Source organism: Actinomadura soli (genome assembly GCF_005889715.1).
Taxonomy (GTDB): Bacteria; Actinomycetota; Actinomycetes; order Streptosporangiales; family Streptosporangiaceae; genus Spirillospora; species Spirillospora soli.
Genome location: NZ_VCKW01000320.1, coordinates 1 through 8026, shown reverse-complemented (window position 1 = coordinate 8026; position 8026 = coordinate 1). Strand labels below are relative to the sequence as shown.

9 protein-coding genes are annotated in these 8026 nt (G+C 71.7%); 3 read left to right on the top strand and 6 right to left on the bottom strand.

Annotated features, from left to right (window positions below; translation table 11 throughout):
• The coding region (locus ETD83_RS36660) for an FkbM family methyltransferase (protein ID WP_138649800.1) at window positions 1-604 on the top strand (604 nt) is incomplete at its 5' end.
• A gap of 25 nt (window positions 605-629) precedes the next feature.
• On the top strand, window positions 630-743 hold the full coding sequence (locus ETD83_RS36655) for a DUF4260 family protein (protein WP_205718071.1): 114 nt from the start codon (window positions 630-632) through the stop codon (window positions 741-743).
• 4 nt (window positions 744-747) lie between these two features.
• On the opposite strand, the gene ETD83_RS36650 is transcribed toward ETD83_RS36655, so the two are convergent.
• The 3 genes from ETD83_RS36650 to ETD83_RS36640 form a co-directional block, all read right to left on the bottom strand.
• Window positions 748-1662, bottom strand: a complete 915-nt coding sequence (locus ETD83_RS36650; RefSeq protein ID WP_138649799.1) for an LLM class flavin-dependent oxidoreductase — start codon at window positions 1660-1662, stop codon at window positions 748-750.
• Between the two features lie 16 nt (window positions 1663-1678).
• Window positions 1679-2587, bottom strand: coding sequence for an FAD-dependent oxidoreductase (locus ETD83_RS36645; RefSeq protein WP_205718070.1), 909 nt, complete (start codon window positions 2585-2587; stop codon window positions 1679-1681).
• A gap of 272 nt (window positions 2588-2859) precedes the next feature.
• Window positions 2860-3336, bottom strand: coding sequence for a MarR family winged helix-turn-helix transcriptional regulator (locus ETD83_RS36640; protein WP_138649798.1), 477 nt, complete (start codon window positions 3334-3336; stop codon window positions 2860-2862).
• 182 nt (window positions 3337-3518) lie between these two features.
• Here ETD83_RS36640 and ETD83_RS36635 point away from each other — a divergent pair, with 182 nt between their 5' ends.
• Entirely contained in the window at window positions 3519-4208 is a 690-nt protein-coding gene (locus ETD83_RS36635) for a peptidoglycan recognition protein family protein (RefSeq protein WP_230421426.1), read from the top strand.
• Window positions 4209-4257: 49 nt separating this feature from the next.
• Here the strand turns inward: ETD83_RS36635 and ETD83_RS36630 are convergent, their stop codons facing one another.
• The 3 genes from ETD83_RS36630 to ETD83_RS36620 form a co-directional block, all read right to left on the bottom strand.
• Window positions 4258-6642, bottom strand: coding sequence for an ATP-binding cassette domain-containing protein (locus tag ETD83_RS36630; RefSeq protein WP_205718072.1), 2385 nt, complete (start codon window positions 6640-6642; stop codon window positions 4258-4260).
• 223 nt (window positions 6643-6865) lie between these two features.
• On the bottom strand, window positions 6866-7279 hold the full coding sequence (locus ETD83_RS36625; RefSeq protein ID WP_138649795.1) for a VOC family protein: 414 nt from the start codon (window positions 7277-7279) through the stop codon (window positions 6866-6868).
• A gap of 5 nt (window positions 7280-7284) precedes the next feature.
• Window positions 7285-7734 (bottom strand): helix-turn-helix transcriptional regulator, encoded by a 450-nt coding sequence (locus tag ETD83_RS36620; RefSeq protein ID WP_138649794.1) that lies wholly within the window; start codon window positions 7732-7734, stop codon window positions 7285-7287.
• Between the last annotated feature and the right edge of the window lie 292 nt (window positions 7735-8026).

The window sequence follows — 8026 nt, the reverse complement described above, 5'->3', positions numbered from 1 at the left end:
GGTCTGGCGGGGGCTCGGGGCGCGGGTCGTCGCGGCCGAGCCGCAGCCCGACTGCCTGCGCGTCCTGCGCCTCCTCTACGGTCGCGCCGACGGCGTCACGATCGTGCCGGACGCCGTCGGCGCGGCGCCCGGCCGGGCCGAGCTGGCCCTCTCGACGGCGACGCCGACGGTCTCGTCGCTGTCGCGTGGCTGGATCGAGTCGGTCGCGACGGACAGCAGCTTCGCCCGCGTCCGCTGGGACCGCTCCGTCGAGGTGGCCGTGACGACGCTGGACGACCTCATCGCGGCCCACGGCGTCCCGGCCTTCTGCAAGATCGACGTCGAGGGCTTCGAGGCGGACGTCCTCGCGGGCCTCACCCGCGCCCTGCCCGCGCTCTCGTTCGAGTACATCCCGTCCGCGCACGAGGCCGGGCTGGAGTCACTGCGCCTGGTGGAGCGGCTCGGCGCGACCGCCGGCGGCTACGAGTACAACTACTCGCCCATCGAGACGATGCGGTTCGCCGCCGGGCGCTGGCTGGACGCCACCACCCTGGAACGGCAGCTCGAACGCATCCGCCCGCGCGGCAGATCCGGCGACGTCTACGCGCGGCTCCGCCGAGCTTGACGCTAATGTCCTTAGCTTTATGGTTATGGCTAAGAGCAGGCCGATCTTCGCCGGGATGTGCGGCTGGCTGGCCCACATCTCCTTCGACCGCGCGTTCGGCTACGGCCTGCGCACCAAGGACGGCTTCCAGCGCGGCTGACCGCTCACCCCGCCCCCTTCATGACCGCTTCGCGCACGGCCGGGACGATCTCCCTGGCCCAGCGCCCGAGGAACACCTCGTCCTGGGCCCCGTCGCCCGCCGGGAAGAGCGTGAAGCCCGACGCGCCGTGCTCCAGGACCGCCCCCGTCAGCTCCTCGGCCCACTGGCCGGCGGAGCCGCCGATCCAGCGCCCGGACCGGTCGCGGGTCGCGGCCAGCGGACGGTCGGTGATGCGCCCCGGAAGGTTGAAGATCGTGCGGATCTCCCCCGGATCGCGTCCCGCGGCGGCCGCCGCCTCATCGATGATCGGGCGCGACGTCCGGTACCGGTCGCTGAGCCAGTCGGCCGCGTGGCCGGGGATCCAGCCGTCCGCGACGCGCCCGGTCGCGGCCAGGGACTTCGGCCCGACCGACCCGGTCCACACGGCAGGCGCGGCGACCGGGGCGGGTTCGATCTCCTCCACGCGGTAGTGGCGGCCCCGGTGGGTGACCGGCGGGCCGCCGCCCGACAGCTTCCTGACCAGGACGATCGCCTCCTCGAAGGCGTCCACGGCGGCGCCCGGGGAGAGCCGCGGCACGCCCATGTCGCAGATCCGGTCCCAGAGCCCGCCCGCGCCCATGCCGAGCACGACACGTCCGCCGGACAGCGCCGACAGCGACGTCACCGTCCGCGCCAGCATCGGAGCCGGGCGGGTCGGCAGGTTGGTGACGTTCGCGAGGCCCGCGATGCGCTCCGTCCGCCCCAGGATGAACCCGATGGCGGCGTAGGCGTCCAGGCGTCCGCCGATGTAGGGGTGGTCCGACAGGGAGAAGACGTCGAGCCCGTCCCGGTCGGCCTGCTGGGCCAGACGAAGCAGTTCGGGCGCGTCGCCGACGCCGGTGTGGGCACCGAAGCCGAAGACGACGTTCTTGGCCGCCATGGTTCCGCCTCCCTTCTCAGCCAGCGGTGCCGAACAGTTCGGCGAACCGTCCGGTGAACAGGTCGGCGCCCTTGTACTCGGCGACCGCCGGGGCCGGGAGGACGGACGGCCCGTCCTCCATGGGCATCTGGCCGACGCCGCCGCGCGGCCCGAGCGGGAGCAGGATCATGGGCTCCGGCGACGGCCGGTAGACCGCCGGCGGCCGCTCCCCGCGCAGCTGGGCGAGGATGTTCTCCGCCACCACCTCGGCGTGCTTCATGGCGTGCCCGGCGCGCTTCGCCTCCGCCACGTCGGTGAGGTCGCCGATCGCGTAGACGTGGTCGTGCCCGCGGACGTTGAGGGTCTCCGAAACCGGCACCTCGCCCTGCGCCGTCCGGGTCGTGAGGCGCCCGTCGGCGAGGTACTCGCTGTTGACGCGCACGCCGTGCGCGCGGAACCAGATGTCGGCCGTGATTGCCTCACCGCCGGTCGTCGTCACGGTGAACTCCTCGGCCCGCCCGGACGGCGTCGCGGGCGGCGCCGCCAGCCGGGTGCCCAGCAAGAGCCGGACGTCCAGCTCGTCAAGCTGGCGATGCAGGTCGTGGCGCAGCTCGGGCTGGAAGCCCGGGAGAAGCCGCTCGACCGGATCGACGACGGTCACCCGCTTGCCCGGCCAGACCTCCTTGATCTCACCGGCCAGCTCCAGGCCGACGGGCCCGGCCCCGGCGATCAGCACCCGCTCGGCGCCCGCGAGTTCCTTGTGGGTCCGGCGCAGGTCGTCCAGCGCCGCGTCGGCGGTGTCGGCGTCCGGCTTGGCCGGATAGACGTAGCTGGACCCGGACGCAAGGACCAGGTAACCGGCCTCGACACGCCGTCCCGAGGCGAGCGCGACGCCGCCCGGGTCCACCGAGACGGCGCGGTCGCGGATCACCGTGCCCCTGGTCATCAGCGCGTCGTAGGGGAAGAAACATGTTGCCCGCCCAGTCCGGCCGGGTCAGCGCCCGCAGGGAGCCCGCCGCGTTGACGAACGCGTCCCGGGGCTCGATGAGGACGACGTCGGCCTCGGCGTCCAATGCCTTGGCGACGGCCGATCCCCCGTAACCTCCGCCGATGACGGCGACAGTCCGACTCATGATCACACGCTCCGCACATAGGGGAAGAGTTCGTACTACGAACCATATTAGTTCGTGCTGCGAACTTCAACCCACGGTCGCGGAGTCAGTGTTTGGAGAACGGCCCCTCGCCCGGTTCCATGAAGACCACCGGGACCTCGTTGTCGCGGACGACGCGGCCGAGCACCTCGGCGAGCGCGTCCCGGTCGGCGTCGCCGAGACCGTCGGCGAGCCTCTCCACCCGCCGGCATGTCTCGGGATAGAACTCATCGATGAGCTTGCGACCCCGCGGCGTCAGCGCGACCCGCACCGCCCGCTGGTCATCCGGGTCGGACTCCCGCTGGACCAGGCCGTTTCGCTCCGTCCGGTCGACCAGGCCGGTCAGGCTCGACTTGGCCAGGCCGAGCATCGCGCCCAGCTCGCCCATCCCGCGCGGCCGCATCATCAGCACGCACAGCAGCACGCCCTGCTGCGAGGTGATGCCGTGCTCCCGAGCCGACTCGGTGTACACGGCGTTGACCAGGAACGCGCTCTGCACCAGCGCGCTCACGACCCCGACCCGCTCACCATCCTGCGTACCCACCCGACCAGCATACCCACAGTTCGCACCACGAACTGATGCCCCGAGCGGTGCCGGGGTTGTGGGGACGGCGGATTTCACGCATGATCGGCAGCCCCGGCCGATCGACACCTAGAGGGGAGCCGCTCGTGCCCGCCAACATTCCTTTCACCAGACGTGGCCTGCTCGGAAGCACCGCCGCCGCCATGGGCGGCCTGCTGCTCGGCCCGCTGCCCGCCAGGTCCGCCGCATCCGCACTGGCCGTGCCCCGCCGGTACACCCGTGCCGAGTGGGCCGCCCGCCCGCCCACGAAGGCGGCGAACGTGCTGAACCGCGCTCCCGACCACATCGTCGTCCACCACACCGCCTCGGCCAACGCCACCGACCTGTCGCTGGAGCACGCCTTCGCCCTGTCCCGCGCCATCCAGAACTTCCACATGGCCACCAACGGCTGGGAGGACACCGGCCAGCAGCTCACCATCAGCCGCGGCGGCCACCTCATGGAGGGACGCAACCGCAGCCTCGCCGCCATCGACGCCGGTGACCTCGTCGTCGGGGCGCAGACGCTCGGGCACAACGACCACACGATCGGCATCGAGAACGAGGGCACCTACATGACCGCGCAGCCCACCGGCGCGCTGTGGGACGCCCTCGTCGCGACCTGCGCCTGGCTGTGCGGCGTCCACGGGCTCGACCCGCATGAGGCCATCGTCGGGCACCGCGACTACAACACCACCGCCTGCCCCGGCGACGTGCTCTACGCGCGGCTCCCGCGGCTCCGCGACGAGGTCGCCGGAGACCTCGGCCTGCGGCGGCGCGCTCCCGAAGGCCCTCCGCCCAAGCCCAGCGGCCTGCCGGGCCCGCGCTTCACCTTCGACCACGGACCGGCCGTGTAGGACGCCGGCGGGGCCGCCCCCGCGAAGGAGGCGGCCCCGCGTCCGGCCGTCAGCGGCCGACGTAGCCGGCGAGGTGCTCGCCGGTGACAGTGGAGCGGGCGGCGACGAGATCCGCGGGCGCGCCCTCGAAGACGACCTTGCCGCCGTCGTGACCGGCGCCCGGTCCGAGGTCGATGATCCAGTCGGCGTGCGCCATGACCGCCTGGTGGTGCTCGATGACGATGACCGACTTGCCGGAGTCGACGAGCCGGTCGAGCATCGCGAGCAGCTGCTCGACGTCGGCGAGGTGCAGGCCGGTGGTCGGCTCGTCCAGGATGTAGACGCCGCCCTTCTCGCCCATGTGGGTGGCCAGCTTGAGGCGCTGCCGTTCGCCACCGGACAGGGTGGTCAGCGGCTGGCCGAGCTTGAGGTAGCCGAGCCCGACGTCGTCCATCTTGGCGAGGATCTTGTGGGCGGCGGGGGTGCGCGCGTCACCGGAGCCGAAGAACTCCTCCGCCTCCGCCACCGACATCGCGAGGACCTCGCTGATGTCGCGGCCGCCGAGGTGGTAGTCCAGCACCGACGCCTCGAACCGCTTGCCTTCGCAGTCCTCGCAGGTGGTGGTGACGCCGTCCATGAACCCGAGCTCGGTGTAGATGACACCGGCGCCGTTGCAGCCGGGGCAGGCGCCCTCGGAGTTGGCGCTGAACAGCGCGGCCTGCACGCCGTTGGCCTTCGCGAACGCCTTGCGGATCGGGTCGAGCAGCCCCGTGTAGGTCGCCGGGTTGCTGCGCCGCGAGCCGCGGATCGGGGCCTGGTCCACGGTGACGACCCCGTCCCGCCCGGAGACCGAGCCGTTGATCAGCGAGCTCTTGCCGGAGCCCGCGACACCGGTGATCACGCAGAGCACGCCGAGCGGGATGTCGACGTCCACGTCCTGGAGGTTGTGGGCGTTCGCTCCGCGGATCTCCAGCGTCCCGGACGGCTTGCGCACGTCCTCCTTGATCGCGGCCCGGTCGTCCAGATGGCGGCCGGTGAGCGTGTCGCTGCCGCGCAGGTCCGCGACCGTCCCTTCGTAGCAGACGGTGCCGCCCGCCGTTCCCGCCCCGGGCCCGAGGTCGACGACATGGTCGGCGATCTCGATCGTCTCCGGCTTGTGCTCCACGACGAGGACCGTGTTGCCCTTGTCCCGCAGGCGCTGCAGCAGCTCGTTCATCCGCTGGATGTCATGGGGGTGAAGGCCGATGGTGGGCTCGTCGAACACGTACGTGACGTCGGTGAGCGCGGATCCGAGGTGACGGATCAGCTTGGTGCGCTGCGCCTCGCCGCCCGACAGCGTCCCGGACGGCCGGTCCAGCGACAGGTAGCCGAGCCCGATCTCCACGAACGAATCGAGCGTCTGCTGCAGCGTGGTGAGCAGCGGCGCGACCGACGGCTCGTCCAGCGCGCGGACCCAGCCGGACAGGTCGCTGATCTGCATCGCGCACGCGTCCGCGATGTTGATCCCCTTGATCTTCGAGGACCGGGCCGCCTCCGCGAGCCGCGTCCCGCCGCAGTCGGGGCAGGCCGTGAAGGTGACCGCGCGCTCCACGAACGCGCGGATGTGCGGCTGCATCGCCTCCTTGTCCTTGGACAGGAAGGACTTCTGGACGCGCGGCACCAGCCCCTCGTAGGTCAGGTTCGCGTTGTCGATCTTGATCTTGACCGCCTCGCGGAAGAGCAGGTCGTGGCGCTCCTGATCGGTGTAGTCGCGGATCCGCTTGTCCGGATCGAAGAAACCGGTGTGGACGATGAACCGCACCGACCAGCCGTCCGCCTTGTAGCCGGGGACGGTGATCGCCCCCTCGTTGAGCGACTTGGAGTCGTCGACGAGCTGGCGCAGGTCGATGTCGGAGACCGAACCCCGCCCCTCGCACCGCGGGCACATCCCGCCGGCGCGGCTGAAGGTCACCTTCTCGGCCTTGGCGCCGTCGCCGCGCTCGACGGTGATCGCCCCGGCCGCCTTCACCGACGGGACGTTGAAGGAGAACGCGTTCGGCGGCCCGATGTGCGGCTGCCCGAGCCGGCTGAACAGCAGGCGCAGCATCGCGTTGGCGTCGGTGACGGTGCCGACGGTGGAGCGCGGGTTGGCGCCGAGCCGCTCCTGGTCGACGATGATCGCCGTCGTCAGCCCCTCCAGCAGGTCGGCCTCGGGACGCGCCATCGTCGGCATGAAGCCCTGCACGAACGCGCTGTACGTCTCGTTGATCATCCGCTGCGACTCGGCGGCGATCGTGTCGAACACCAGCGAGCTCTTGCCCGAGCCGGAGACGCCGGTGAACACGGTCAGCCGGCGCTTCGGGATCTCGACGCTGACGTCCTTGAGGTTGTTCACCCGCGCGCCGTGCACGCGGATCAGGTCGTGGCGGTCGGCGACGTGCTCGGTAGGCGACTGCGCCTCCGTCCCCCTGGTCATGCTCATCGTGTCTCCATCTGTCAGGTGGAGCCGCCCTCCGCGGTCTCCGCCGGCGCCGCCTGTCGCGAGCCCGCCGACTCCGAAGGATACGTCCGGTTCGCGGGGCTCGCGGCGGGCGCGCCCCGGTTCGCCCCGGCTCGTGCGTGAGGCCGCCTCCGGCCTCGGTGGCGGCCTCGTCCGAACACCATCTATGCAGGTCAGGCCGCAAGGGCCGGACGGCGGCTCAGCGCTGCTCCTGGATGCGGAGCAGGTTGCCCGCCGGGTCGCGGAAGGCGCAGTCGCGGACGCCGTACGGCTGCTCGGTCGGCTCCTGGACGACCTCGGCCCCGCTCGCCTCCAGCTTCGCGAACGTCTCGTCGAGGTCGGGGGTGGCGAGGTTGATGCCCGCGTACGTGCCCTTCGCCATCATCTCGGTGATCATGCGGCTCTCGTCCTCGGTGATGCCGCAGCCCTCGACGACCGGCGGCTCCAGGACGATCGACGTGCCGGGCTGCCCGGCGGGGCCGACCGTGATCCAGCGCATCCCGCCGTAGCCGACGTCGTTGCGGACCTCGAAGCCGAGGGTGTCGCGGTAGAAGACCAGGGACGCGTCCGGGTCGTCGTGCGGAAGGAAGGTCTGGTGAATGCTGATGTCCATGGCCGTCACGCTAGCTGCGGCTCGGTGACCGGTGCTTCTCGATTCCTGATCGGTCTCGTGACCCGCTTCGCCACGCACGGCGCCATCCCCTCCGTCGCGGCCGACCGCTCCCGCCGGTACACGCTCGGCGGGACGCCCACGAGCTCGGTGAAGCGCGTGCTGAAGGTGCCGAGCGACGAGCATCCGACCTCGAAGCAGACCTCCGTCACGTTGAGGTCGCCGCGGCGCAGCAGCGCCATCGCGCGCTCGATGCGCCGTGTCATCAGGTAGCCGTACGGCGACTCGCCGTAGGCGAGCTTGAACTGGCGGCTGAGGTGCCCGGCCGACATGTTCACGCCACGGGCGAGCGCCTCGACGTCCAGCGGCTTCTGGTACTCGCGGTCGATCCGGTCGCGGACGCGGCGCAGCAAGGCGAGGTCGCTCAGCCGCTGCGCCTCCGCTGATCTGCTGCTCACCTGCGAAATCGTGCCATGCCGCGTCCGATATGTCTAAGCGCGCCGGCAGCGGACGGCCGCCCTGGACCTGCCTCGCGCCGATACAATCCGCCCCGGGGCGTCCGCGACGAGACGAGTGATGGCGAGTCCATTCGGAGTACGGATCGGATGATTGCATGCTGATCGACCAGGCGACCGGAGCCCTCCTTGGGTAGGGGCAGGCGTCCCGGGGGCAGGAGCCGCGGGCGCGCCGGAGCCGCCGTCGGCGGCCCGTTCGGCCGGATGGCGGGCCAGGCCTTCCGCAGCCCGAGGG

Excerpts from the sequence above, each read along its gene's own strand:
- ETD83_RS36655 (WP_205718071.1), top strand. The coding sequence starts at position 630 with ATGGCTAAGAGCAGGCCGATCTTCGCCGGGATGTGCGGCTGGCTGGCC.
- ETD83_RS36650 (WP_138649799.1), bottom strand. The coding sequence starts at position 1,662 with ATGGCGGCCAAGAACGTCGTCTTCGGCTTCGGTGCCCACACCGGCGTC.
- ETD83_RS36645 (WP_205718070.1), bottom strand. The coding sequence starts at position 2,587 with ATGACCAGGGGCACGGTGATCCGCGACCGCGCCGTCTCGGTGGACCCG.
- ETD83_RS36635 (WP_230421426.1), top strand. The coding sequence starts at position 3,519 with ATGGGCGGCCTGCTGCTCGGCCCGCTGCCCGCCAGGTCCGCCGCATCC.
- ETD83_RS36630 (WP_205718072.1), bottom strand. The coding sequence starts at position 6,642 with ATGACCAGGGGGACGGAGGCGCAGTCGCCTACCGAGCACGTCGCCGAC.
- ETD83_RS36625 (WP_138649795.1), bottom strand. The coding sequence starts at position 7,279 with ATGGACATCAGCATTCACCAGACCTTCCTTCCGCACGACGACCCGGAC.